The 24,277-nt window shown below is 51.5% G+C and carries 23 protein-coding genes; 11 read left to right on the top strand and 12 right to left on the bottom strand.

Annotation, left to right across the window (positions count from 1 at the left end):
• From HGH92_RS21945 to HGH92_RS21920, 6 genes are read right to left on the bottom strand one after another with little or no spacing between them, the layout of a single operon-like run.
• Entirely contained in the window at window positions 1-1,038 is a 1,038-nt protein-coding gene (locus tag HGH92_RS21945) for a sugar kinase (protein ID WP_168872886.1), read from the bottom strand.
• Between the two features lie 54 nt (window positions 1,039-1,092).
• Window positions 1,093-1,557: a RidA family protein gene (locus tag HGH92_RS21940; RefSeq protein ID WP_168872885.1), complete on the bottom strand. Its 465-nt coding sequence runs from the start codon at window positions 1,555-1,557 to the stop codon at window positions 1,093-1,095.
• 22 nt (window positions 1,558-1,579) lie between these two features.
• Window positions 1,580-2,899, bottom strand: coding sequence for a gluconate:H+ symporter (locus HGH92_RS21935; protein ID WP_168872884.1), 1,320 nt, complete (start codon window positions 2,897-2,899; stop codon window positions 1,580-1,582).
• Between the two features lie 44 nt (window positions 2,900-2,943).
• A complete protein-coding gene (locus HGH92_RS21930) occupies window positions 2,944-5,196 on the bottom strand; it encodes a family 20 glycosylhydrolase (protein WP_168872883.1) in 2,253 nt (750 codons plus the stop codon).
• A 2-nt stretch (window positions 5,197-5,198) separates the two neighbouring features.
• Window positions 5,199-6,746: a SusD/RagB family nutrient-binding outer membrane lipoprotein gene (locus HGH92_RS21925; RefSeq protein WP_168872882.1), complete on the bottom strand. Its 1,548-nt coding sequence runs from the start codon at window positions 6,744-6,746 to the stop codon at window positions 5,199-5,201.
• 24 nt (window positions 6,747-6,770) lie between these two features.
• Complete coding sequence (locus tag HGH92_RS21920; protein ID WP_168872881.1) at window positions 6,771-9,938, bottom strand: SusC/RagA family TonB-linked outer membrane protein; 3,168 nt, start codon at window positions 9,936-9,938, stop codon at window positions 6,771-6,773.
• Between the two features lie 341 nt (window positions 9,939-10,279).
• Here HGH92_RS21920 and HGH92_RS21915 point away from each other — a divergent pair, with 341 nt between their 5' ends.
• The 6 genes from HGH92_RS21915 (at window position 10,280) to HGH92_RS21890 (ending at window position 16,692) form a co-directional block, all read left to right on the top strand.
• Window positions 10,280-11,065, top strand: a complete 786-nt coding sequence (locus HGH92_RS21915; RefSeq protein WP_247654995.1) for a DeoR/GlpR family DNA-binding transcription regulator — start codon at window positions 10,280-10,282, stop codon at window positions 11,063-11,065.
• Window positions 11,066-11,469: 404 nt separating this feature from the next.
• On the top strand, window positions 11,470-12,873 hold the full coding sequence (leuC, locus tag HGH92_RS21910; protein WP_168872880.1) for a 3-isopropylmalate dehydratase large subunit: 1,404 nt from the start codon (window positions 11,470-11,472) through the stop codon (window positions 12,871-12,873).
• A gap of 38 nt (window positions 12,874-12,911) precedes the next feature.
• Window positions 12,912-13,508, top strand: coding sequence for a 3-isopropylmalate dehydratase small subunit (gene leuD / locus HGH92_RS21905; RefSeq protein WP_168872879.1), 597 nt, complete (start codon window positions 12,912-12,914; stop codon window positions 13,506-13,508).
• An 18-nt stretch (window positions 13,509-13,526) separates the two neighbouring features.
• Window positions 13,527-15,050 carry an alpha-isopropylmalate synthase regulatory domain-containing protein gene (locus HGH92_RS21900; protein ID WP_168872878.1) on the top strand — a complete coding sequence of 508 codons (1,524 nt, stop codon included), beginning with the start codon at window positions 13,527-13,529 and terminating at the stop codon, window positions 15,048-15,050.
• Window positions 15,051-15,060: 10 nt separating this feature from the next.
• Window positions 15,061-16,134 (top strand): 3-isopropylmalate dehydrogenase, encoded by a 1,074-nt coding sequence (leuB, locus tag HGH92_RS21895; RefSeq protein ID WP_168872877.1) that lies wholly within the window; start codon window positions 15,061-15,063, stop codon window positions 16,132-16,134.
• 99 nt (window positions 16,135-16,233) lie between these two features.
• Window positions 16,234-16,692, top strand: coding sequence for an SRPBCC domain-containing protein (locus HGH92_RS21890; protein ID WP_168872876.1), 459 nt, complete (start codon window positions 16,234-16,236; stop codon window positions 16,690-16,692).
• A gap of 90 nt (window positions 16,693-16,782) precedes the next feature.
• Here the strand turns inward: HGH92_RS21890 and HGH92_RS21885 are convergent, their stop codons facing one another.
• A complete protein-coding gene (locus HGH92_RS21885) occupies window positions 16,783-17,433 on the bottom strand; it encodes an RNA polymerase sigma factor (RefSeq protein ID WP_168872875.1) in 651 nt (216 codons plus the stop codon).
• Window positions 17,434-17,587: 154 nt separating this feature from the next.
• Here HGH92_RS21885 and HGH92_RS21880 point away from each other — a divergent pair, with 154 nt between their 5' ends.
• Together HGH92_RS21880 and HGH92_RS21875 are read left to right on the top strand one after the other, a co-directional pair.
• Complete coding sequence (locus HGH92_RS21880) at window positions 17,588-17,929, top strand: hypothetical protein (protein ID WP_168872874.1); 342 nt, start codon at window positions 17,588-17,590, stop codon at window positions 17,927-17,929.
• A 294-nt stretch (window positions 17,930-18,223) separates the two neighbouring features.
• Window positions 18,224-19,441 carry a TCR/Tet family MFS transporter gene (locus tag HGH92_RS21875; protein WP_168872873.1) on the top strand — a complete coding sequence of 406 codons (1,218 nt, stop codon included), beginning with the start codon at window positions 18,224-18,226 and terminating at the stop codon, window positions 19,439-19,441.
• Window positions 19,442-19,459: 18 nt separating this feature from the next.
• Here the strand turns inward: HGH92_RS21875 and HGH92_RS21870 are convergent, their stop codons facing one another.
• On the bottom strand, window positions 19,460-20,170 hold the full coding sequence (locus HGH92_RS21870) for an ATP-grasp domain-containing protein (RefSeq protein WP_168872872.1): 711 nt from the start codon (window positions 20,168-20,170) through the stop codon (window positions 19,460-19,462).
• An 88-nt stretch (window positions 20,171-20,258) separates the two neighbouring features.
• On the opposite strand from HGH92_RS21870, the gene HGH92_RS21865 reads away from it, so the two are divergent.
• From HGH92_RS21865 to HGH92_RS21855, 3 genes are all read left to right on the top strand, one after another.
• On the top strand, window positions 20,259-20,930 hold the full coding sequence (locus tag HGH92_RS21865; protein ID WP_168872871.1) for an ArsR/SmtB family transcription factor: 672 nt from the start codon (window positions 20,259-20,261) through the stop codon (window positions 20,928-20,930).
• Between the two features lie 5 nt (window positions 20,931-20,935).
• Window positions 20,936-21,901, top strand: a complete 966-nt coding sequence (locus tag HGH92_RS21860; RefSeq protein WP_168872870.1) for a helix-turn-helix domain-containing protein — start codon at window positions 20,936-20,938, stop codon at window positions 21,899-21,901.
• Between the two features lie 91 nt (window positions 21,902-21,992).
• Window positions 21,993-22,280 carry a thioredoxin family protein gene (locus HGH92_RS21855; protein WP_168872869.1) on the top strand — a complete coding sequence of 96 codons (288 nt, stop codon included), beginning with the start codon at window positions 21,993-21,995 and terminating at the stop codon, window positions 22,278-22,280.
• Window positions 22,281-22,364: 84 nt separating this feature from the next.
• On the opposite strand, the gene HGH92_RS21850 is transcribed toward HGH92_RS21855, so the two are convergent.
• From HGH92_RS21850 to HGH92_RS21835, 4 genes are all read right to left on the bottom strand, one after another.
• Window positions 22,365-22,505, bottom strand: coding sequence for a hypothetical protein (locus tag HGH92_RS21850; RefSeq protein ID WP_168872868.1), 141 nt, complete (start codon window positions 22,503-22,505; stop codon window positions 22,365-22,367).
• Window positions 22,506-22,718: 213 nt separating this feature from the next.
• The gene (locus HGH92_RS21845) at window positions 22,719-23,252 is read right to left on the bottom strand and encodes a hypothetical protein (RefSeq protein ID WP_168872867.1); all 534 of its coding nucleotides are present in this window, start codon (window positions 23,250-23,252) and stop codon (window positions 22,719-22,721) included.
• 12 nt (window positions 23,253-23,264) lie between these two features.
• Window positions 23,265-23,825, bottom strand: coding sequence for a hypothetical protein (locus HGH92_RS21840; protein WP_168872866.1), 561 nt, complete (start codon window positions 23,823-23,825; stop codon window positions 23,265-23,267).
• A gap of 44 nt (window positions 23,826-23,869) precedes the next feature.
• Window positions 23,870-24,229: a DUF4180 domain-containing protein gene (locus tag HGH92_RS21835; protein WP_168872865.1), complete on the bottom strand. Its 360-nt coding sequence runs from the start codon at window positions 24,227-24,229 to the stop codon at window positions 23,870-23,872.
• Window positions 24,230-24,277 lie beyond the last annotated feature (48 nt).

The raw sequence follows: 24,277 nt of genomic DNA, 5'->3' as shown, positions 1-24,277 counted from the left end.
TTATCGTACTATCCTTCCCGAAGGGCCGTTGGCCATCAGGTCGGTCACTTCCCGTTCATTCACCAGTGCCCAGTCGCCGTGGATGCTCTGTTTGAGCGTGCCACAGGCTACAGCGAAATCGATGATACGCTGTGGCGGGTACTGGTTGATGACGCCAAACAAAACACCTGCGGTAAAAGCATCGCCGGCGCCTATCTGGTCGGTGACCTGCGGAACAGTAAATCCTTCTGAAAAATAATACTGGTCGCCCTGTGCGAGCGCCCCGAAATACACCAGCTGATTGCCCTGTACTTTCCGGAAACTCATGGCCAGTGTTTTCAGCTTCGGCATATGCCGGCGCAACTGATCATAGCACTGTTCAAATCTTTTCTCCGGCGGGAGCTGTTTATCTGTTTCAATATTGTAATATACGTTCACTGCGTCCAGATCGGCCACGGTCATATCGCTGTGTTGCAATAAGGCAGGCATCACAGCAGAAGGGTGCTGCCCGTATTTCCAGAGCGTGGCACGGTAGTTAAAATCTGACGAGATGGTAAGACCTGCTGCACTTGCTGCTTCCAGCGCTTCCGCGCAAACAGCGGCGCTGCTGGCGGACAATGCGGCAGCCACGCCGGACCAGTGAAACACATCGATGTCTGCCAGTACAGATGACCAGGCGATATCCCCCGGCTGCAAAGTGGCGAAAGAGGAACCGGCACGGTCATAGATCACACGCCCGGGGCGTATGCCGTTACCGGATTCGGTAAAATACAACCCCAGCCTGTCGCCGCCACAGACAACCCTTCCGGTGCCTACGCCATGGCCACGCAGCTGTTGCAGTCCTGTTGCGGCCAGATCGTTGTCCGGCACCCGGGTGATATACTCCGTGGATATGCCCAGGCGGGACAACAGTACGCATACGTTGGCCTCCGCGCCGGCGTAAAAAGGAATATATCCGTCTGACTGACCGAAACGTTTACCGCTGTTGCTGTGAAGCCTCAGCAGAAATTCACCGAAAGCCGCCAGCCTGACTGCTGTTGTTCCATCCCGCTTTTGCATGATCCAAATTTTAAGGGAAAGATAATATTTTCCCCGGCATCTGCTGCAGCCATCTTAATACAATTCAAACAAGGCTTCTATCTCTACCGGGATATTGTCGGGCAGGGAACCGAAGCCCACGGCGCTGCGTACGCCGATACCGTTTTCTTCGCCCCAGATGGCGGCAAACAGTTCGCTGCAACCATTGATGATATAAGGATGCCGTTCAAACTCCGGTGTACAGTTGACCATGCCCAACACTTTGATCACCCTTTTCACTTTCTCCAAACCTACATGTGTGTTGATGGTAGACAACATCGTCAGGCCCACCTGCCGTGCAGCCAGTTTACCCTGTTCCATGTCCATCTCACTGCCTATCCTGCCAATGATCAGCGACTTGTCCTGCTGCACCGGTCCGTGGCCAGACAGATAAAGATACTTCCCGTCAATCAGGAAAGGTTTGTACACGCCCAGTGGCGTTGGCGCCGGTGGTAATTCCAGGCCTAATGCTTTTAATTTTTCTGCTGCTTTGTTTTCCATATATTCTGGTTTAATAAATGCTTTAATGACCAATCAGCGCGTTGAGCGCCAGTACCCCCAGCAGGCCCATGACGCCCACAATAGTTTCCATCACGGACCACGACAGGAAAGTGTCTTTTATGCTGATGTTAAAGTACTCTTTGAACATCCAGAAGCCGGCATCGTTGACATGTGAGAACATCAGGCTGCCCGCTCCTATCGACAGTACCATCAGGTTAGGATCTACCTGCCCCGTGACAATAAACGGCGCCATCATACCTGCGGCCGTGAGCCCGGCCACCGTAGCGGAACCAATGCTGGCGCGGATAACGGCGGCCATCAGCCAGCCCAGCACCAACACCGGGATATGCCAGGAACTCATGGCCCCGGCTATCTGTGCACTCACGCCGCTACCGGCCAGCACTTCCTTCAACGCGCCCGACCCTGCTATGATCAACATTACCATGGCAATGTCTTTCACCGATTCTGCGTATATGTTCATGATATCTTTCAGCGACTTCCGCTGCGCGATGCCCAGCGAAAAAGTGGCGATCAGCAAACAACACAGCATCACTACCGATGCATCGCCGGCAAAAGAGAGAAAACCATGCAGCCGCGAATTCACCGGGGTGGTATGCAACACCCCGGTGGTGATAACTAGCAATAATACCGGCAACAAGGCCGTTAAAAAACTGTTCACTGCTCCAGGCAAAACCTGCGCCTGATTTTCCTGCGACTGAAAAAGAGGAGATGGCGACGCCGGTATTTTTTTCAGATAACGGGCAAATAACGGTCCCGCCACTACGATGGCCGGCACAGCCACTATCAGGCCGTATATCAGCGTCAGTCCCATATTGGCGTGAAACTGTGTCACCAGCGCCACCGGCGAGGGATGCGGCGGTAAAAAGCCATGGGTGACAGACAAAGCCGCCAGCGTGGGTAACCCGATATATACCGCCGGCAGCTTGTATTGGTAGACCACAGAAAATATCAAGGGAACGAGCAACACGAAGCCCACACCGTAATACAACGGGATGCCGATAATAAAGCCAGCCACCAGCAATGCCCACTGTATGTAACGCGTACCGAATAAACGGATCAGCGTCTGCGCGATCTGCCGCGCCGCACCGCTCTCCGCCACCAGCTTGCCCAACATGGCCCCCAGGATGATAATGATCAATAACCCGCCCATCGTGTCACCGATGCCTTTCTGCATGGCGCCGGTAATGGACTGTAACGGCATGCCCAGCCACCAGCCCGCCAGCGCGGACACAATCAGAAAAGCCACAAAGACGTTGCATTTGGCCAGTGTTACCAGTACCATCAGCAACAGGATGCATAAAACAACGATCAAAAATGCCATGCCGTATAAAATGTAATGCTAACGTGGAATCAATACGCACAGCATCAGTTAACAATAATTTCGTCTGCCAGCAACATAGCCCTGCCTCCGGCGCCATATTCGCCGGCAGGGACCACGCCCCTGTTGACGGCAGTCACTTTAATATACCGCGCCTGTACCGGTTTTACGGTCAACCGTACGGCATTAATGCCATTTACCGGGAAACTATCAGCCACGGCTATACGCTCAAAGCTTTTACCGTCTGAAGATGCTTCAAACACCAGCGACACAGGCGCCCACATTTTCTGCCAGTGATAGTTGAGCACATTGGCGCCCACCAGCTTTATTTCCTGTACGTTGCCCAGGTCTATGGTCGCCTGCAGGTCCCGGGCCGAGAAGCCCAGCCACTGCCCGTCATTGAAGCGGTGCGTGCCGGCGATACCGTTTACCAGCAATGAAGGCGCAGCGGTATATTTGGTATTGGGCGGTTGCTGCCATGTTACCTGCGCGCCGGTAGCTTTGCAGATTTCAAACGATTGACGGAACAACCGCCCTACCGGTTTGCCCTGCACAAACAATTGCGCCTGCAACACGGCACTGCGGCTAATATGAACAGGGCCCTTATACGCCGGACTACCGGCAACGGGCACACTCCCATCTGTTGTATAACGGACCACCGCGCCCGGCTGATGTGCGTGCAGGCTCACGTACAGACTGCCAGGGGCCAGGCTGTCCAACCGGTAGTTGATCTCTTTATAGGTGGTATAACGGTCACCCGTCAACGCAGCGAGCCTTTGTGTGAACTGGTTGTAATCCCTCACGGTTGCTGGCGACCAGGCCCTTTCGGCCGTCGCCTGCAACCGGGGATAGATCATATAGTTGGCCTTGGTTTCCGTAGACAGATATTCACTCCAGATGCCGCCCTGAATGCCTGCGATATAAGGCAGCAACGCCGTATCACCGGCAGCCACCAGTGGCTCATAACCATACACCGCTTCCAGTGGCGTATAACCAGCCGCCGCGGTCTGCTCCTCAGGGTACAATGACTGGTAGTGGTCAAAATACAATTCATCTTCCGGTGTCATGATCACCTGCTGTTGTTGCCTGGCGGCCATCACCGCACCTTCCACGCCGCGCCAGCTCATCACCGTGGCGCCCGGCGCCAGCCCTCCTTCCAGGATCTCGTCCCAGCCGATGATACGGCGCCCTTTGCTGTTCACATAATCGCTGATACGGCGGATGAAATAACTCTGCAAGGCGTCTTCATCAGCCAGGTGTTCCGCCTTCATGCGTTGCTGACAGGCAGCACACTGCTTCCATCTCACCTTCGGGCATTCGTCACCACCGATATGAATATACGAAGAAGGGAACAGGGCGATCACTTCATCCAGCACGTCCTGTAAAAAGAGGAAGGTGCTGTCCTTACCCGCACAGAACACATCATCGAAGATGCCCCAGAATTGAGCGGTTTTATAAGGGCCGCCGGTGCAGCCCAGCGACGGATAAGCCGCCATGGCGGCCAGCGCATGGCCGGGCATCTCAATTTCCGGAATTACATTAATGTGCCGGGCGGCGGCATAGGCCACTACTTCCTTCACCTGCTCCTGCGTGTAGTAGCCGCCGTATTTTTTACCGTCGAAACGATGCGGCAGCTCTTTCTTATGCCCGATCATGGTCTGATCGCGCCAGGCCGCCACTTCCTGCAGGCGGGGATATTTTTTGATCTCAATGCGCCATCCCTGGTCGTCCGTCAGATGCCAGTGGAAATTGTTGAACTTATACAACGCCAGCTGATCAATGAAATTTTTGACATAGTCTATCGAAAAGAAATGCCGGCTCACGTCCAGGTGCATGCCACGGTACCCAAAGCGGGGATAGTCCGTGATCATCGCTCCCGGCAATACCAGTCCGCCGCCGGCTGCCGGTTTCCACAGCTGCCGCAGCGTAGCGATACCATGACCGATACCCGCTGCATCATGTGCCGTCAGCGTCACCTGCTGCGGCGTTACGTGCAACAGGTATCCTTCCGGCTGTTTTACCGCCAGTGAATCGATGGACAGGCTAACGGCAGCGGCTGTACGTCCTTTTACCGGGCGGTCACTAACGGCCTGCATATACGATTGCAGCAACGCTGCGTCCTGCTCCAGGCCGGGCATGGCCTTTATTGCCGCGCGGGCGGTAATAAAAGCGCTGTCAGCTGTCCAGGAGGCAGCCACCGGTAAAGGAATCAGGGCTGCCGGAGCGGCAACCCTTTTTCCTTGTGCGAGGAGGCATGTATGAACCGTTATGAGTACAGAAAACAGGAATACTCTTGTCATGATTATTTGTCCCACCATATTCTGGTTGTTAATAAATCTGGTCCTTGTCTCTTTACGGCTTCGTTGTAGTTGGGCCCGTTGATACCCTGTTCTGTCTGCGAATAAGGCAGCCTGCGCGGGATAGTGCCGCCTGTTACATTACCGGTGTAGTTCACCGGCACCAGTACCGGGTAACCGGTACGACGCCAGTTGGCGTAAGCCTCCTGCTCGTCGAGCAGCAGCGCTACCCAGAACTGGGTATGGATCTGTTCCATCTGCGCATCAAAGGAGCCGCCGGTATTCAGGGCGTTATCTGTCACATATTGACTGATACGTTCCGGCGCGATGGTGCCCGCAGCGCCAAACAGGCTCCAGTTGCGCAGGGCAGCGGTCACACCGTTGGCATACAGCTGTGCTTTATCACCGGAGCTCCAGCCACGCAGCGCTACTTCACTGAGTAGCAGGTTCATCTCCGCATTGGTCATCACCAGCAGCGGTGAAGCATAGTTGAGGATAGTTGCCGGATTGGGTTCTGAATAAGAAGCGGGGTTGGCCGGTTTCACATCGGTACCGTTGGCCATGCCTTTTTGTAAAGCGGCGGTAGTATCCGGGTTGCCATTGGTCCATACCACAGATACTACGCCCAGCCGCGGATCATTATGGTTTTTCAGGAAATCGATAAATGTTTTGCTGAACTTGCCCCATTCCTGGTTGCTGGCGCCTTTGGAAGAAGGCACATAGTCCTGGTTTACCAGTTCAAAAGCAATGGGATTGTTGTTATAAGTCTGCGGACCGTTGGAATATCTTACCACTGCATTGTCTGCCGCATCGGTGATCACGCCGCCGGCCACTGCTTTCTGTGCCCAGTCTTTGGCGATCACTTTGGTGCTGGTAGCGCGGGTGGTGCGCATGGCCAGCCGCAGCATCAGGGAGTAGCCGAATTTTTTCCACTGGGCGATGTTGCCTTTATAGATCAGGTCCGCATTGCCAAAGGTGGCTTTGGAAGCATCGAATGATTTAATAGCGTCTTCCGTTTCTTTCAGCAGCGCGGCATAGATATCTTCCTGCGCATCGTATTTAGGCTGGAAGAGATTGGATTTACCGCGGGTAGCCTCGCTGTAAGGCACATCACCATAAAGATCAGTGATACGCTGCATGAGCAATACTTTCCAGAGACGGGCCACCGCGAGCTTGTTCACATTCTCCGGCGCCTGCGCTGCTTCGATGATCTCGGCCAGCGTGGTCATCGTATTCGTATAGATGTTCCGGTAGTAAAAGCTCTGGTAGAAATCATTGACGGCGTATTTGTCACCGGCGCCGGACCCGGCCATCTCCTTGGCGATGGCATAGTGCTGGATATAGGTGCCGCTATGCAGGTACGAGGTGAAGAAATAAGCACGGTCCAATGGCAGGTTACCTTTCAGCAGACTTTGCGTGAACAGCAAATCAATATTTGGTTTTTCGGAAGCATTCGGGTTTACGTTGAGCGCTTCAAAGTCTTTGTCACAGGAAGCTAACCCCAGTACCGCTCCTAAGAGCAAAATGAATTTATATCTGGCAATACGTTGCATGAGCTGATCAATTTTAAGAATGAACTAAAGTTTTACCTGGAGGTTTACGCCATAGCTCCGGGTACGGGGTACCCCGAACATTTCAAAGCCTTGCGCATTGGAGTTGCTGAAGGTTGATTCCGGATCAATATTGGGCGCATTCTTATACAGGATAAACAGGTTCCTTGCTACGAAAGAAACGGTAGCGCCCTGCAGTTTGGCAAAGGCAAACACTTTCGTCGGGATGTTGTAGCTGAGCACCACCTGACGCAGTTTGATGAAGCTGGCGTCGTATACAAATTTCTCAGAGAGGTTTTTGTAGTTGTCGTAGTACGCCTGCAGACCGGTAGCGTAGGTAAATGTTTTGGTAAACGGTTTGCCGTCCTGGTCTACGCCGGTAACGGTAAGACCGTCTTCCCTGCCTGGCAGGGTGATCTTGTTCAGGCCGAAGCGGGTAGCATACAGGTTGGTAGCGGAATATACATGTCCGCCGAATTTACCGTCGATCAGGAAGCTCAGGTTAAAACGTTTGTAGGTAAAGTTGTTGGTGATACCAGCAGAGAAGGGAGACACGCCGGTGCCGAGGTCAGTCAGACCGGTACGCATTTCATAGCCGGTGGCTTTGTCGTATACGGTATTGCCGCTGGCGTCTTTCAGTACTTTAAAGCCTTTGATGGTGCTGTAGGCTTTGCCGATTTCCGCAAAAATATAGGCGTAACTGTTAACGCTTACGTCCAGCTGGAGGCTGTTGATGCCTTCAGTCAGTTTCAGCACTTCGTTTTTATTATAGGCCATGTTGTAGCTGATGTCCCAGGAGAAATTCTTCTGTTTGACCGGTACGCCGGTCAGCAATACTTCCACGCCTTTGTTGCTCATTTCGCCTACGTTGAGGATAGCGAAGTTATACCCTGACGCCGGGGAGATGGCCGCCTGCATGATATCGTTGGTGGTTTTGCGGCTATACACCGTAATGTCTGCAGACAAGCGGTTGTTGAGCATACGCGCTTCGATACCGGCTTCGAAAGTAGTTGAGAGCAGCGGCTTCAGGTTGGGGTTGGGTGCTTGCAGCAGACCGGAACCGCTACCCTGGGAGGTAGTCTGGGTAGGCGTTTGCAGCGGTTGGCCGAGGTGGCCGCCACCGGAAAGCACGGAGTAAGTCTGCCGCAGGATGTAAGGTTGTGGCGTAGCACCGCCTACCTGTGCCCATGACGTACGTACTTTGGCGTAGTTGATCCAGGAAGGCATTTTCACTGCTTCAGACAGCAGGAAGCTGGCGCCTACGGAAGGATAAAAGATGTTGTTGTTTTGTGGCGACAGCGTAGAGAACCAGTCATTGCGGCCGGTGGCGGTCAGGAACAACAGGTCTTTGAAAGACAGGTCCACCGAGCCGAACAGGGAGTTGGTGGCTTGCCGCTGGTTTACGTTGGTGGTGTTAAGGCTTACCACGTTGGACGGGTCATAGAAGCCGGGCGCGAAGAAATCTGTACCGTTCAGATTTGTTCCGTCAGATATGGATTTGCGCCTGTTGCCGCCTGCCATGGCGGTGATGGCGAGATCGCGGCTCAGTTTGCCCTGGTAGTTGATGGTCAGTTCACCGTTGGTTTCAGTGGCGATGGTATTGTACTGCTGATAGAGGCCTTTCGGAGCGAAGAGCGTACCAGTGGGCACGATACCGGTGTAGTTGATGTTCAGATAATCATGGCTTACACGACCGCGCACGAAGAGGTTGTCCAGCAGGTTGTATTTGATGCTGGCGTTACCGATAAAACGTTTGCGGTCATCGTTGTTACGAAAGCGGTTAGCTACAAAGTAGGGGTTGGAAGCGAAACCGGAGGGGTTCCATTCCACTTCTTTATCGGTGGCGTCATAACCCGGATTGAGGTTGCGGATATCTACGGTGTTGGCGATCATGTACGTGCCCCAGTTAACGTTGCCGGGCGCGTCGGAGACGCTGCTTCTGTTTTTGGCCTTTTCCACGTTGTACTGCGCATAGGCCTCAATAGAGAGGCGTTTGCCCAGGTTGGAAGCAATGCTCACCGAGCCGATTTTTTTGTTGAGCGACTGGCTGGGCACCAGGCTGCGGTTGTTCATATCGGACAGGGATACACGATATTTTGTGTTTTCGTTGCCGCCGGAGAACGCCAGTGTATTGGTGAACGTGTTGCCGGTATTATAGAAGTTTTTGATGTTGTTTTTCCGGGCCACATAAGGGCGTTCCACCCCGTCGAACTGGACCACGTTGCTGCCGTCGATTTTCGGCCCCCAGGAGAGGCGGCCTGCCGCGATAGCATCCGCTTTGGTAGCTGGTTTCAGTCCTTTCTGACCGGAGCCGTACTCATATTGCCAGTCAGGGATGACCGACGGTGTTTCCAGGGTGTAGGTGGTGTTATAGTCTACGCCGATGCCTTTCTGTGCCACGCCTTTTTTGGTGGTGATAAGGATAACGCCGTTGGAGGCGCGGGCGCCGTAGAGGGCTGCGGCCGGGCCGCCTTTGAGCACGGTAATGGATTCAATATCGTCGGGGTTGATGCCTGCGATACCATCGCCGCGGTCATAGTTGAGCCCATTGGAAGCGCCGCTGGTGATGGTGCTTTGGGTGGTATTGTCGATGGGCATGCCGTTTACCACGTACAGCGGCTGGTTGTCGCCGTTGAGGGAGCCGTTGCCCCGGATGATGACACGGCTGGAGCCACCGGGGCCGCTGGCGAGGCTTGAGGCGTTCACGCCGGCGATTTTACCGGTGAGTGCGTCTGCCACGTTGATTTCGCGGGCCTGTGTGAATTCGCTGCCTTTTACTTCGGTGACAGCATAGGCCAGTGCTTTTTTCTCTTTTTTGATACCCAGTGCCGTTACCACCAGTTCACCCAGCGCTTTGGTATTTGTTGTCAGCTGGATATTGATGTTGGACTGTCCCCGGGATACTTTTACCTCTTTGCGGTCGTACCCTACGAAGGTGACGGCGAGGGTGATTTCACCGGTAACGGAGGAAGGTATTTTAATAGAGAACTGACCGGTTTCGCTGGTCAGGGCGCCGATGCCTTTAGCGCCGACGAGCGATACGGAGGCGCCGATGATTTTTTGTCCGTCGCCTGCGCTGGTGACGGTCCCGGATACCAGGTCGGACTGGGCATAGCTACAGACAGAAAATAACAGGCCCAGGAGTGGCAGGAATATCTTCGGAAAGTTGGCCACGGTTATGATATGCTTCATCATGTGGTTTGGTTGATAGTTAGTTCTTCAAATAATGCGGAAATTACAGGGATAAAAATAGGGATTCCTGCGAAAACTGCAAATTATTTGCAATTATTTTGCGCCAACTATGCAAAAAATACTGATAGAAATAAAACAATATCAATACAATTAATTAAAAACCAGATATTTAAATCATTACAAAAAGTGCAGAAAAATTATTTATCTTCCAAAAGTGCAAAATTCTGCCGGTTCTGTTATTTTTGTCCCAGACCCATGTTATGGCCATGCAAAAAAGGAGCGGTGCGTTTTTTGCATATGCCCGTTTTTTTGTCTATCATCACCCTTTGAATTTATCAGATGCTATGGATAGTATGAACACACAGGACCAGATACCCCCGGTTTCCCTCACGAAGAAGTCCAGGAAACAGCTTATCATTCAGCAGGTAAACATCCATACCCGTATTACCTACAGCGAACTGGTAAGCCTGATCAATGTTTCTGAAGACACCATCCGCCGGGATGTGAACGAGTTGGCAGACGACGGGGAAGTTGTGAAGATCAAGGGAGGCGCCATGTCCATTGCCTATCATTATGGCCACGAGTCGGAGACCTATGCGCAGAACAATAAACTGGTCATTGCCGAGAAAACGCTGCAACTGCTGCGGGATGACATGATCGTGCTCATCGGCGGCGGCACCACCATCCGCGAATTCATCAAAAAAATCCCTCCTACCCTGCGGGCCACCTTTATTACCGTCAACGTCTTATCAGCCGTGGAACTGCTGGACAAGCCCATGATCAAAACCATCGTGATCGGCGGCCAGATCTCTGCCTACAGCCAGATGACCGTCAGTGGCGAAGTGTTTGAATACCTGTCCAATATCAAGGCAGACCTGTGCATCATCGGCACCAACGCCATCGATCCGGTCAACGGCCTCACCGACGCCGACTGGGAAACTATCCAGGTCAAAAAAGCCATGATCAAAGCTGCCGATAAAGTGGCCATCCTCGCTATATCCGAAAAGCTCAACAGTTCCATGAAAATGAAAATCGCCGATTTACAGGATATACATTATCTCATCACTGAGCTGCCGGCAGGCAGCGAGGCATTACAAGGGTATAAAGCCAAGAACCTGGAGATATTATAAATGCCTTTTAATCCCAGGGCTGAAACCCCTGGCGACATTTTGTTATTTGGTTTTCTTTAATAAAGCCCCGTGTTGAGGCTGAATGACATGTTTTCCCATAAATAAGCCTGAACAGGTTTATTCGTATAGCTACTACCGTTATCCTGCCAGACAGAACATGCACCCTTGTTTCCAATGACAGTTCCATGACAATAATATTTACCCCGACAGCGCCCATTCACTGCTTTTGTCATGCAGGGGAATTTATATATCATATTGATAATCAATTATTTAATTTAACACGGAATCAGTCATCCACCAAAGAATAATCATTCATTTATACTTCTTTTTAGAAAAAATATGACAATCATAAAAATATCTGGATATTTTTTAAGAATTTAGCGCCTACCTTTAAAATTATGAAAATGAGCAAAATACCCGCTACCTTATTTGACAAAGTATGGGATTCACATGCGGTCAGGAAAATCGAAGACGGTCCTGATGTGTTGTTTATTGACCGTCACTTCATTCACGAAGTAACCAGCCCGGTGGCCTTTCTGGGACTGGAAAACAGGGGCCTGAGCGTGATGTTCCCTGAAAAAACCTTTGCTACTGCCGATCACAATACGCCTACTATCAACCAGCACCTGCCGGTACAGGACCCGCTTTCCGCCAACCAGCTGAAAGCACTGGAGTCCAATACCGCTAAATATGGCATCTCCCACTGGGGCCTGGGCAATCCCCGCAATGGTATCGTTCACGTGGTGGGACCGGAAAACGGTATCACCCTGCCGGGCATGACCATTGTATGTGGCGACTCCCACACTTCCACCCACGGAGCTTTTGGCGCGATCGCTTTCGGCATCGGCACCTCCGAAGTGGAAATGGTGCTCTCCTCCCAATGCATCATGCAGCAGAAACCGAAGAAAATGCGTATAACCGTTACCGGTACCACCGGTAAAGGCATTACACCAAAAGACGTAACGCTTTATATCATCTCCCAGCTCACCGCCGCAGGAGCCACTGGTTACTTCGTGGAATATGCGGGTGAAGTATTTGAGCAAATGAGCATGGAAGGCCGTATGACCGTCTGCAATATGAGCATCGAAATGGGCGCCCGCGGCGGTATCATCGCTCCGGACGAGACCACCTTCGCTTATATCAAAGGCCGCGAAAAAGCCCCGCAGGGAGCTGCCTGGGATAACGCTGTCGCCTATTGGAAAACATTAAAAACAGAAGAAGGCGCCACCTTCGACAAAGAATACACCTTCAACGCCGCGGACATTGAACCGATGATCACCTACGGCACCAACCCCGGCATGGGCATGGGCATCACCCAACGCATCCCGGTGGCACAGGAAGCCGGAGGCAGCGCCGCCAGCTACGAAAAATCACTGCAATACATGGGCTTCCAGGAACAGGAACCTATGCTCGGCAAAAAAGTGGACTATGTATTCATCGGCAGCTGTACCAACGGCCGCATCGAAGACTTCCGCGCTTTCGCCTCTGTCGTAAAAGGACGCAAAAAAGCAGATGGCGTGACCGCCTGGATCGTTCCCGGTTCACACATCGTAGAGCAACAGATCCGCGAAGAAGGTATCCTCGACATCCTCACCGCCGCCGGCTTTGAGCTGCGCCAGCCCGGATGTTCCGCCTGCCTCGCCATGAACGACGATAAAGTTCCGGCCGGCAAATATGCGGTCAGCACCAGCAACCGCAACTTCGAAGGCCGCCAGGGCCCCGGTTCCCGCACCATGCTCGCCAGCCCGCTGGTAGCCGCTGCCGCCGCCGTAACCGGCGTGGTAACCGATCCGCGTGAACTGATCTGATCCCTTTTCTGTCATCCTTTAACAACACAAACAACAACATGGCTTACGATAAATTTACGGTACTGAAAAGCTCGGCGGTGCCGATGCCGATTGAAAACGTGGACACCGACCAGATCATCCCGGCCCGCTTCCTGAAAGCGACCGAACGCAAAGGATTTGGCGACAACCTGTTCCGCGACTGGCGATATAACGCCGACGGCTCTCCGAAAAATGATTTCGTTTTAAACAACCCGATCTACTCCGGTAAAATACTGGTCGGCGGTAAAAACTTCGGTAGCGGCTCCAGCCGCGAACACGCTGCCTGGGCCATCTACGACTACGGCTTCCGTTGCGTGGTGTCCAGCTTCTTCGCCGACATCTTCAAAAACAATTCACTCAACATCGGTATCCTGCCCGTACAGGTAAGCCCGGAGTTCTTACATAAAATATTCACCGCCATCGAAAGCAACCCTGCCTCCGAACTGGTGGTAGACCTCCCGGCACAAACCATCACCATCTCCGCTACCGGCGAAAGCGAGACATTCGACATCAACAGCTACAAAAAGCACAACCTGATCAACGGTTATGATGACATCGACTATCTGCAGGCCATGAAAGAAGATATCAAAACCTTCGCCGCCAAGAGTATGTATTAACGATAATTATTCAGCCTTATGCCAGTACCGCAGCGCCACATTGAAATAATGGACACCACCCTCCGCGACGGTGAACAAACCAGCGGCGTCTCCTTTTCGCCCTCGGAAAAACTGACCATCGCTCAGGTCCTGCTCACAGAAGTAAAAGTAGACAGGATTGAAATTGCCTCCGCCCGCGTGTCGGACGGCGAACTGGCGGCCGTGAAAGCGATTACCAAATGGGCAAAGACGAACGGCCTGCTCAACAAAGTGGAAGTGCTCACCTTCGTTGACGGCGACGTGTCTGTACAATGGATGTTGCAGGCCGGCGCCAAAGTCATGAACCTTCTCACCAAAGGTTCACTCAACCATCTCACCCATCAGCTGAAGAAAAAACCGGCGGAACACTTTGCAGACGTCGGCGAAGTCATCGCCCTCGCCCGTCAAAAAGGACTGGACTGCAACGTATACCTCGAAGACTGGAGCAACGGCATGCGCCACTCCCGCGACTACGTATATCAATACCTCGATTTCCTGCAACACCAGCCTGTTAAAAGGGTAATGCTGCCCGATACCCTCGGCGTGCTCACCCCCGGCGAAGTACAGGAATATATCAGCGAGATCGTGCAGCGGTACCCGCAGATGCATTTCGATTTCCACGCCCATAACGACTACGACCTGGGCACCGCCAATGTGCTGGAAGGCGTGAAAGCCGGCGCACATGGCATCCACCTCACCATCAACGGGATGGGCGAAAGGGCCGGTAACGCGCCCCTCGCCAGCGCTATCGCCGTACTCAACGATTTTCTGCCCGGCGTTAAAACAGCCGTGTCCGAAAAATCACTCTACAGCGCCAGCAAACTGGTGGAAACCTTCTCCGGTATCCGTATCCCGGCCAACAAACCAGTGGTGGGCGACAACGTGTTCACCCAAACGGCCGGCATCCATGCCGACGGTGATAAAAAGAACAAACTGTATTTCAGCGATCTGATGCCGGAACGCTTCGGACGTCAACGCCTGTACGCACTCGGCAAAACCAGCGGCAAGGCCAATATCGAAAATAACCTGCACCAGCTGGGCATACAGCTGTCCGACGCCAACCTGAAAAAGGTGACGCAACGCATCATCGAACTGGGCGATAAAAAGGAAGTCGTTACACAGGCCGATCTCCCCTACATCATCTCTGATATTCTCGACAGCAGCCGGATAGAGGAAAAGGTGAAAATAGAAAACTATGTGCTCACCCATTCCAAAAACCTCCACCCTTCCGTGACACTCAGAATATCGGTGGAAGGGGAACTTTTTGAAGAACATTCGCAGGGTGACGGTCAATACGACGCCTTCATGAATGCCCTGAAAAAAGTATATCAAAAGAAAAAACGCGAACTGCCGGCACTCACCGACTATTCCGTTCACATCCCTCCCGGCGGTAAGAGTGACGCCCTGTGCGAAACGATCATCACCTGGAGCTTCCAGAACAAAGAGTTCAAAACGCGGGGACTGGACAGCGATCAGACCGTGTCTGCCATCAAAGCCACCCAAAAAATGCTCAATTTAATCTGACATCATTATCATGGCAACCAAACATATTTTAATTGTTCCCGGCGACGGGATTGGACAGGAAGTAACGGCCGTAGGAAAAAAAGTGCTCGACAAAATAGCTGCCCGCTTTGGCCATACCTTCACCTATGACGAAGCCCTCGTGGGCCACGCCGCCATAGAAGCCACCGGCAACCCGCTGCCGGATGAAACACTGACCAAAATGCGCGCCTCCGACGCCATCCTGTTCGGCGCCGTAGGTCACCCGAAATATGACAACGACCCTTCCGCCAAAGTAAGGCCGGAACAGGGACTGCTGAAGATGCGCAAGGAGCTGGGCCTGTACGCCAACCTGCGCCCCATCAAACTGTTCGACGAACTGCTCGATGCTTCCAGTATCAAACCGGAAATCCTGAAAGGCGCCGACATTCTGTTCTTCCGGGAACTGACCGGCGACATCTACTTCGGTGACAAAGGCCGTAAAAACAATGGCGATACCGCCTTCGATATCGCGGAATACAGCCGCTTTGAAGTAGAACGCATTGCCCGCAAAGCTTTTGAAGCCGCCCGCACCCGCCGCAAAAAACTCTGCTCCGTTGACAAAGCCAACGTAATAGAGACCTCCCGGCTGTGGCGTGAAGTGATTCAGAAAATAGCGCCCGAATATCCTGACGTGGAAGTGGAACATCAGTTCGTAGACGCCACCGCCATGCTGCTGATAAAAGACCCTCGCCGCTTTGATGTGGTGGTGACCGCCAACCTCTTTGGCGACATCCTCACCGATGAAGCGTCCCAGATAGCCGGCTCCATGGGCATGCTGGCTTCTGCATCGGTAGGTGATGGCACCGGTGTATACGAGCCTATCCACGGTTCCGCGCACGACATCACCGGCAAAGGCGTGGCCAACCCGCTGGCCTCCATCCTCTCCGCCGCCCTCCTGCTGGACATCTCCTTCGGCATGAAAGCAGAGTCCGACGCGGTGATCAATGCAGTAGACCAGGTACTGAAAGCCGGTTTCCGCACCCGCGATATCGCCAACGCACAAACGCCGTCCGATATGATCAAAGGCACCGACGCTATCGGAGAAGAAGTACTGAAAAGAATATAACCTTTTTAATACCCAACGCCCGCCAGAAGCCGCTATGGCCTCTTGGCGGGCGTTTCATTTTAGCGTAACTTCAGCTATCATTCTCCAAAAACATATCTTATGGGACCATTGATCATTACCGCCTCCATGCAGATGGCCAAACCACCACAGGAAGTCTTCGACGCCATCGTTGATCCGCAGAAAATGAGCAATTACTTCATCGCCTCCGGCAGCGGCCGGATGGTGGAAGGGGAAACCGTCGTATGGGCGTTTGCAGAAGAGCCGACCAGGTTCGACATTCCCGTAAAAAAAATCGTACCGGACAAAGAAATCCATTTTGAATGGGAAGGTGCTGCACAACATCAGACACAGGTAAAGATCGAGCTGACGCCCACCAAAAGCGGCGGCACCCTGGTCACCGTTACAGAAGGCGAACTGCCGCTGGACGCGAAAGGCTTAAAATGGTTCTCACAAAATACTTTCGGCTGGACCAACTTCCTCGACTGCCTGAAAGCTTATCTCGAATATGGTATCAATCTGCGCAAAGGCGCTTTTGACTTCATACAGGCATCATCCTGATATAAAATCAGACGGCGGCAGGTCATCGCCCGGACACAAAAAAAAGACCGGTCCATACGGGCCGGTCTTTTTGTATAAAATATATTACCGTTATTCGATGTCCAGTTTCCGGAGAACATTGTTGACAACCCTGTCGCACCGGATAAGGTGGAACGGGAACACCACATCGTTTTTATAGAAGTTGGAAATATGTTCACGCAGCATCAACTTCGCCCTGATCTGGCGGACTTTCACATTGACCCGGGAGATATCCAGCACTTTGGCCGTTTCGGCAACATTGAGTTGTTCCAGTTCCCGCAGTACGAAAACGGCCCGGTATTTCTCCGGGATGCTCAGCAGCGCTTTTTCCAGCACTTCGCCCAACTCTTTGTTAATGACTGTGTCCACAGGTGTTTTGGTTTTCGCAGTATCCTGACGTTCCTCCACAGCTGAAATATCCTCACTGGCCCCTCTTTTCGCCCTTTTCAGGTGCTGGTGGCACTCATTGATCATGATCCTTTTGAGCCAGGTGCCAAAAGCGGCTTCCTGCCGGAACTGGTCCAGGTGCTGATAGGCGTTGATGTATGTCTGCTGCATCACGTCTTCCGTGTCCATGTCATTGTTCAGGAAAGACATCCCGATCCGGAACAGACTGGCGTTATAGCGGCGCATCAGCGTTTCATATAACCTTTTCTCTCCTGCCAGCACCCTGGCGATAATTTCATTGTCAGTAAGCGTCTCAACGGGTTGAATAATACTCATTCAGATAGTAATTAGATGGTTAAAGTGAAAATAAGTTACAAAAAATGGAAACATTTTGTAACCTTTTCTGAAATCCGTACTCTAATCCATATCAACAGGCCTATAAAAGCCTGACTATTAACCTAAGTAAACCTAACAAGCGCAAACTAAAACGATGATCACAGGCCGAAAACATCAACAGACCGCCGTTACCCTGCCATCTTTAACGCACCAGCGTATCCAGGAGTTGAAACAAACCCCTAAAGGCCAGCATATTATGCAGGAAGCGTTCCAGGTCTTCCCTGAACTGGTCAAATCCCTTACCGCCGCCTTACAGGAGAAACTTACCCGTTTTGAACAAGCCCGTACTAAAGATGCCGGCTCCCCGGAAGGATTGACACTCAACACGCTGGTAGATGATTACCAGTTTCTGGAATTTGTTCAGCATATTATGTTCGTGAAATGGAGAGAAGAAAAGAATAAACAGTATTTCACTGAAGATACGCAGGTGAATTAACCGACTGTTTTTCAGGCGTTCATTGTTCCTGTTCTTAACAGGTACAACTCTTCATGCCCCAATTGCATGGTTTGATATACCTCAAAGCCCCTTTTCGTGGGCCTCCATGGCACCCGACAAGATAAATACCCGGTAATTTTTTTTGGAGGAAAATGATTTCCTGCTAATTTTGCCGCCATGAGATAACTATTTACATCTTCCTTCGCAGGTATCCTGCCTGCCGTCGTCCGGGCTTCCTATTGCCGGGCGCTTTTTCTCTATTTATTTATTTCAACTTTTACCTCCTGTATTCATATGCAATCTGCATATCATCCTTCCCGTTTGCTATTCATCGTGCTGGTGGTAGTGATAGACACTGCCGGTTTTGGTTTGATTTTCCCGGTACTTCCCCAGTTGCTCCGCGAACTGCTTCATGCCGACATCAGTACAGCAGCCCGTTACGGTGGCTGGCTGGCTTTTGCCTATGCCTCCATGCAATTTGTATTTGCACCGGTGCTGGGCGGACTAAGCGACCGTTACGGCAGGCGGCCGGTGTTGCTGTTTTCCCTGTTGGGCTTTTCTGTTGATTGTTTGTTCCTCGCCGTTGCGCCCAATGTGCTTTGGTTATTTGCAGGCCGCGCCATTGCGGGCATCACCGGCGCCAGCTACGCCGTTGCCTCCGCCTGTGTGGCCGATATCAGCACCAGCGAGAACCGTACCCGCTATTACGGGTTGATCAATGCCGCCTTTGGCCTCGGCTTCATCATCGGTCCGGTGCTGGGCGGATCACTGGGACGGTGGGGCACACATATGCCCTTCATCGCAGCGGCAGCGCTCAGCTTCTTCAATTTCCTGCTGGGATATTCCTTTTTCCCTGAATCCCTGCCGGTGGCGAAACGCCGGGCTTTTGACTGGAAGAGGGCCAATCCGCTGGGCGCTTTGCGGTACCTGACGCGCTTTCCGCTGGTCAAATCACTGATACTGTCTATGCTGCTGGTATCTTTCGCCACACACAGCATGGAGAGCGTGTGGGCTTTCTTCACCATAGAAAAATTCTGTTGGAGCAACCAGCTGGTGGGTTATTCACTGGCTTTAATCGGTGTCTTGTCCATCCTGTCACAAACATGGCTGGTAAGCGCATTGACTACCCGGCTCAGTGACCGGCAGATGGCCATTATCGGACTGCTATGTATGACCATTGGTTACCTGTTGTTCGCTTTTGCCGGATGGCAGTGGGTATTGCTGCCCGCCCTCATTATTTACATCGCCGGCAGCATACAGGGCACCGCAATGCAGAGTATTGTCACCGGCGCCATGCCCGACAATGAACAGGGTGAGCTGCAGGGTGGCCTGGGCAGCCTCATGGGACTAACCACGCTGCTGGCACCGCCGCTGCTGACCAGCAGCTTCGCCTGGGCCACGGCGCGTACCTCACCGGTGTATTTTCCCGGCATGCCCTATCTGATAGCAGCGGTACTGACAGTATGCGGGCTTTTACTGTTGCTGAAAGGGTTTCGGCGGTCAGCACGGTAGCTTTTTCGTATAGCCATATCATGCAGGCACGGTAGCAGCAGTAATACAATCCACCACCAGGGCAGCATCACAGGAGTTAAGGCCTGCGCCCCAGCTGGCGTTGAACTCGAGCACAAACCAGCCTGTTTGCGGAGAACAGGCGATATCCACAACAACGGCGGCCGGCAAATCGCCGGCATGATGCTGCAGAAAGGCGTTAACAAATGCTTCTCCGGCGAACAGGTCGGCTTCCCCCTCATACAGCGCGATGTCTTTCACCTGGCCGTTCAGCACAAAACAACGGGCTTCGGCTATAATGGGCGAAACGACGGACGACATCATTACTGCTTCCTCCGGAGGCAGTGTGCCCGTTGCCTCCCGGAAATCGGCCAGCGTATTAAAGATGCCGGGCCTGAACATTTTTGGGATAACAGGTTTTACAAAAATAGGGAAATCCGTCTCCCGCAGGGCGCCTGCTTCGCGCAGCGAAATAGTCCGCCGGCTCCAACGGACGCCTAACCGGGTAATCAGCGTATCATCCGGCGACAATAGTTCAGCGCCATACAGTTGTGCCAACACAAAAGCAAAAGCCTGATTGCCATACACCGCCACGGGCCGTCCGGCGATCGTTTCATCGCGAACCCAGTATTTACCCAAGCGGCGGACTTCCCCGCCCCTGTCAGCCCATGCGGCCGCCACTGCGTCCAACTCCACATCTGTCTTTTCAGGAATTAATAATATTGGTAACATATCTCCCGGAAATTAGTAAAAAGCAGACAGTAGCACAACTATTCAATAAAACTCTTGAATAGTTGATTTTTCCGTATTTTTATACCTTATGAAAACAGCTGCGAGAAAATTCAAAGACACGGTTTATGCAGAGTTGTCCAAAACGGCGAAAGCACTGGGCAACCCGCACCGCATGGAGATCATAGACCTTTTGGCGCAGGGGCCTTTTACAGTGGAGACCATCGCCCGCTACACAGGCATGAGCATCGCCAATACATCACAGCACCTGCAGGTACTGAAGAACGCGCAGCTGGTGACCATTAGCCGTAAAGGCAATTACATCCACTATCAGTTGGCCGGAGAAAATGTGTACGCCGCCTGGACATCCCTGCGGGAGCTGGGCATGGCGCACAATACCGAAGTCAGAAAAGCGATCGACCACTACCGCAAAGGACGCCGTAACGGCGACGTGGTCACCGCAGAAGAACTGCTGGACAAAGTGCATGCCGGCGACGTTATCGTACTGGACGTAAGGCCGGAAGACGAGTATCATCGCGGACATATACACCGGGCCATTTCCATTCCGCTGGACCAGCTCCGGGAACGTATCCGCGAACTGTCCAAAAAACAGGAGATCGTCGCCTACTGCCGCGGTTCCCTCTGCATGCTGGTAGATGAGGCTGTGAACCTGCTCATACAGGAAGGCTATAAAGCCAGGAAATTTAATGACGGATACAAGGACTGGGCACTGAGAGGGTACCCTACCGCTATGACAATGTAAAAGAGATGAGTTATCTGAAAAACACTTTCCGGGAAGTAAACAACCCGCAGGATTTTAAACAGGAATACCTGTCCAGCCCCGCCCACTCTTTCTGCGAGGCCTGCGATAATATTGCACAGCAACAGACCAGCAATTTTTTCGAGATAGCCACGCTGGAGCAACTGAAGCGTCTGCATAAAAACAAGACTTTCTCCGCCACCCGCCGCAAGTTTTATTCTATCATTCTACTGACAGGCGGCACTGTACAGGAAACCATCGGGTACAATACCTATACCTTTGAGCCGGGAGTGCTGTACTTTATTCCCGAAAGCCAGCTGCATGCGATTCACCACTGGAGCGAAGATGTAACCGGTTACCACTGTATTTTCGACGCAGACTATTTCCTCCTTTGTTTGAAAAATCAGGTCAAGCTGCACCAATACCCTTTCTTTCAGCACGATAAAAAACCGTTTATCCGTTTGTCTTCCGCTGAAACCGAAATGGTGGCGGACCTGTTCAACAAGTTAAGGAAAGAATATTGTAACCGGCAGACATTCAACGACGACCTGCTGGTACGTTTATACCTCAACGTATTATTGATAGAAACAGAGCGGATATTCCTGGCGCTGCACAGCGAAGCCGATCCGCACATGCCCCGCAAAGAGCAGCTGGTAGCCTCGTTTAAGAACCTCGTCACTAAACATTATCACGAATACAAACAAGTATCGGACTATGCCAAACTGCTGTTTGTAAATCCGCATCACCTGAATGACACCGTCAAAGAAATCACGGGGAATCCGGCCAGCAGCTTTATCCACCGGCAACTGATCACGGAAGCCAAAGCACAGCTGATACAAAGCAGCGAGAGTATTGCAGACATTGCGAGTCATCTCAACTTCGCCGACCAATCGTATTTCTGCCGTTTCTTCAAAAAACATACAGGCATCACGCCCATGCAGTACCGCCATGGCCACCGGCATCATGGGCATTAAAAAAACTGCCGTTTGTACTAAAATGCCGACGGAAAGTATCACGGTTGCCGCAGCCACCCACCTAATTTTGCTGGTATAAAAATGAGATGATATGAGCCAGCAACACGCAACGCTACTACAGTTCTTTGCCACCTGGTGTTACCCGTGCAAAGTGCTGACGCCCATCGTCAACGCGGTGGAAACCAAAATGAATAACCAGCTTCAGGTGAGCCGTATTGATATTGACCAGGAAGAAGACCTGGCCAGCCGTTTTCATATAATGGCCGTGCCCACCCTGGTGCTCATAAAAGACAACACGGAAATATGGCGCCATACCGGCGTACTGTCTGAACAGGAACTCAAAACAGCGCTGGGATCAGCGCTGTCCGGCAAGCTGTAAATCTCAATGGTTGGTTTCTGTGACTACAGAAATCTTAAAAAAGGAGATAAAGTCGGGGAAGCCAGTCACAGTATCCCCGTCTTTTTACCTGTACCAGTAGTGTCCATAGTAATGATGATGGTAATACGGGCGGTGGTAATATCCCGGGCGGTCATGGACCACCAGGCAACTACTTAATCCTCCCACCAACACCAGCGCTATGACGATGAACTTTAACGTTTTCATAATCATAAACTTTTGTTGTGATGCATTGGCGGTTCCCTCAAACCCTGCAGCAGTTCGGGTTCCTGGAGGTAATAATGATAAAAGCGTGCCAGAGTGGGGTGAGGAATGTTATTTAGTGTTAATAGCTGGTTATGGTTCATCCAATGGCCTTTCTATCCAACTCACGCTGTCGGGATAAGGCAGGGAAAATATGCAGAAATCAGTGTTCCATCCTCATGTTTTAGTTCGATAACCTAATTCATTCAGTACGTCTGCCATCTTTTCCAGACGGCCCTCCTGCCGCCCAACCGCCAACCTGAGCTTCTTCCCGCTACGAAGCAATACAGACAAACACCATACATTATAAGGCACCCGGACCATCGATTTTTCCCTCCTGATTTCCTGGATATCGTGGACATAAAAACGTTGTTCGGAATAAAGAAACAGTCTCTTTCGAACGACCAGCTCTTTACTTTTCAGGTTGATATTTACACTACTCACCGCATCCAGATCAATCCACAACGCCATCACAAAGAATAACAGCATAGCAGGAAAAACAAACCAGACAATTCCTATCGTTGCCGTTTGACAAATACGCCAACTACAAAGCAATAAGAATATAATCATCAGGATCAACATGATTATTCTACCGGAAGAAAAGGAGGACACTACCAACAGCTGACCAGCCTCCCGGATAAATACGGGATTACCTGCTGTATGGTTCTCCGCAAGCTTTGACAACTTATCTGCTGTAGCATTTTTCTTCATATGATTAATACATCACCGGTGAATTTTTATCTTTTCTGACAATTGCGAATAAAGCGCTTTTAACAGGGGAAACAGTGTCTTATCTATCTCTAATTTTGCAGACATTTTTTTACCCCAAACGATATAATCAGCCCAATCATCAAGAAAACGTACTGTTACACTATCTTCCAACAGCAACAACATCATCACGTCATCTACCTGGATAACATAGTCTTTCAACAACCCTAAGGTGATATAAATAGCGCTTATCAGCTCTCTGTTCACCAGTTGCAGCTGCGCGTTCTCCAACAAATCCAGGTCCACGACAGCGTACGGTTCATAGTCATCCAACCTCGCAACGGCCCATGCCCGCATCTCCGTTTTGTCAAATATCTCATCCATCCGCATGATTTCCGTGTACAGATCATCCGGAGAGGAAAACAGCAGTATCTTGCCTTCTGTGTCTGTTAACCATTTATCATCATAGGACTTATCTGATGTATCGGCGCCCTGAACGGTATAATAAACTTTTCCTGCGAAACGTACCTCCAGTAAAAATTTGCGGTGCTTTTCAGAAACCTCCCAGTTATCCATTTATAGTTGTTTTTATATCTTTCATGCAACGCCAGCGGGCTATTTTATTTTCGTAGCTTCTCCAGCGCCTGCTCCACTGTCGGCACAAAACTAATATGCCGGCCCTTATTGCTTTCATAAATAAAATCACGGATGCTCTTGCCGGGATATTTTTCGAAATCGCCGATAATGCTCAGTTGCATATGATAGTTAATAAACTTTTGCAGCACTTCACCGGCGATACCGGTTTTCAGGTCAAAGAAACCGGGTATGATGTTCTTTTCATGTATCATCATCTTATCGAAATCCTGGTAGTGTACATCAACAATTAATTGCAATGCTTCCTCGGGGTTGTTGATCAGTATTTTATCTGAAATCACTTCAGCAATGCGTACGGTACCGGTTTCGTGAATAGCCAGGGTCATTTCTCTCTGAATTTTAACAGACAGCAAGATAGATTTTTTTTGGAAGAT

The organism is Chitinophaga varians, from assembly GCF_012641275.1.
Classification (GTDB): Bacteria; Bacteroidota; Bacteroidia; order Chitinophagales; family Chitinophagaceae; genus Chitinophaga; species Chitinophaga varians_A.
Note: the sequence above shows the minus strand (reverse complement) of the source record. Positions and strands in the feature narration are given on the sequence as shown.

What these genes read in the sequence shown, in the direction of transcription:
- leuC (WP_168872880.1), top strand. Translation starts at nt 11,470, where the DNA reads ATGAGCAAAATACCCGCTACCTTATTTGACAAAGTATGGGATTCACAT.
- HGH92_RS21850 (WP_168872868.1), bottom strand. Translation starts at nt 22,505, where the DNA reads ATGAAAACGTTAAAGTTCATCGTCATAGCGCTGGTGTTGGTGGGAGGA.
- HGH92_RS21900 (WP_168872878.1), top strand. Translation starts at nt 13,527, where the DNA reads ATGCCAGTACCGCAGCGCCACATTGAAATAATGGACACCACCCTCCGC.
- HGH92_RS21870 (WP_168872872.1), bottom strand. Translation starts at nt 20,170, where the DNA reads ATGTTACCAATATTATTAATTCCTGAAAAGACAGATGTGGAGTTGGAC.
- HGH92_RS21915 (WP_247654995.1), top strand. Translation starts at nt 10,280, where the DNA reads ATGGATAGTATGAACACACAGGACCAGATACCCCCGGTTTCCCTCACG.
- HGH92_RS21920 (WP_168872881.1), bottom strand. Translation starts at nt 9,938, where the DNA reads ATGATGAAGCATATCATAACCGTGGCCAACTTTCCGAAGATATTCCTG.
- HGH92_RS21885 (WP_168872875.1), bottom strand. Translation starts at nt 17,433, where the DNA reads ATGAGTATTATTCAACCCGTTGAGACGCTTACTGACAATGAAATTATC.
- HGH92_RS21840 (WP_168872866.1), bottom strand. Translation starts at nt 23,825, where the DNA reads ATGGATAACTGGGAGGTTTCTGAAAAGCACCGCAAATTTTTACTGGAG.
- leuB (WP_168872877.1), top strand. Translation starts at nt 15,061, where the DNA reads ATGGCAACCAAACATATTTTAATTGTTCCCGGCGACGGGATTGGACAG.
- HGH92_RS21940 (WP_168872885.1), bottom strand. Translation starts at nt 1,557, where the DNA reads ATGGAAAACAAAGCAGCAGAAAAATTAAAAGCATTAGGCCTGGAATTA.
- HGH92_RS21890 (WP_168872876.1), top strand. Translation starts at nt 16,234, where the DNA reads ATGGGACCATTGATCATTACCGCCTCCATGCAGATGGCCAAACCACCA.
- HGH92_RS21845 (WP_168872867.1), bottom strand. Translation starts at nt 23,252, where the DNA reads ATGAAGAAAAATGCTACAGCAGATAAGTTGTCAAAGCTTGCGGAGAAC.
- HGH92_RS21930 (WP_168872883.1), bottom strand. Translation starts at nt 5,196, where the DNA reads ATGACAAGAGTATTCCTGTTTTCTGTACTCATAACGGTTCATACATGC.
- HGH92_RS21835 (WP_168872865.1), bottom strand. Translation starts at nt 24,229, where the DNA reads ATGACCCTGGCTATTCACGAAACCGGTACCGTACGCATTGCTGAAGTG.
- HGH92_RS21935 (WP_168872884.1), bottom strand. Translation starts at nt 2,899, where the DNA reads ATGGCATTTTTGATCGTTGTTTTATGCATCCTGTTGCTGATGGTACTG.
- HGH92_RS21860 (WP_168872870.1), top strand. Translation starts at nt 20,936, where the DNA reads ATGAGTTATCTGAAAAACACTTTCCGGGAAGTAAACAACCCGCAGGAT.
- HGH92_RS21925 (WP_168872882.1), bottom strand. Translation starts at nt 6,746, where the DNA reads ATGCAACGTATTGCCAGATATAAATTCATTTTGCTCTTAGGAGCGGTA.
- leuD (WP_168872879.1), top strand. Translation starts at nt 12,912, where the DNA reads ATGGCTTACGATAAATTTACGGTACTGAAAAGCTCGGCGGTGCCGATG.
- HGH92_RS21875 (WP_168872873.1), top strand. Translation starts at nt 18,224, where the DNA reads ATGCAATCTGCATATCATCCTTCCCGTTTGCTATTCATCGTGCTGGTG.
- HGH92_RS21880 (WP_168872874.1), top strand. Translation starts at nt 17,588, where the DNA reads ATGATCACAGGCCGAAAACATCAACAGACCGCCGTTACCCTGCCATCT.
- HGH92_RS21855 (WP_168872869.1), top strand. Translation starts at nt 21,993, where the DNA reads ATGAGCCAGCAACACGCAACGCTACTACAGTTCTTTGCCACCTGGTGT.
- HGH92_RS21945 (WP_168872886.1), bottom strand. Translation starts at nt 1,038, where the DNA reads ATGCAAAAGCGGGATGGAACAACAGCAGTCAGGCTGGCGGCTTTCGGT.
- HGH92_RS21865 (WP_168872871.1), top strand. Translation starts at nt 20,259, where the DNA reads ATGAAAACAGCTGCGAGAAAATTCAAAGACACGGTTTATGCAGAGTTG.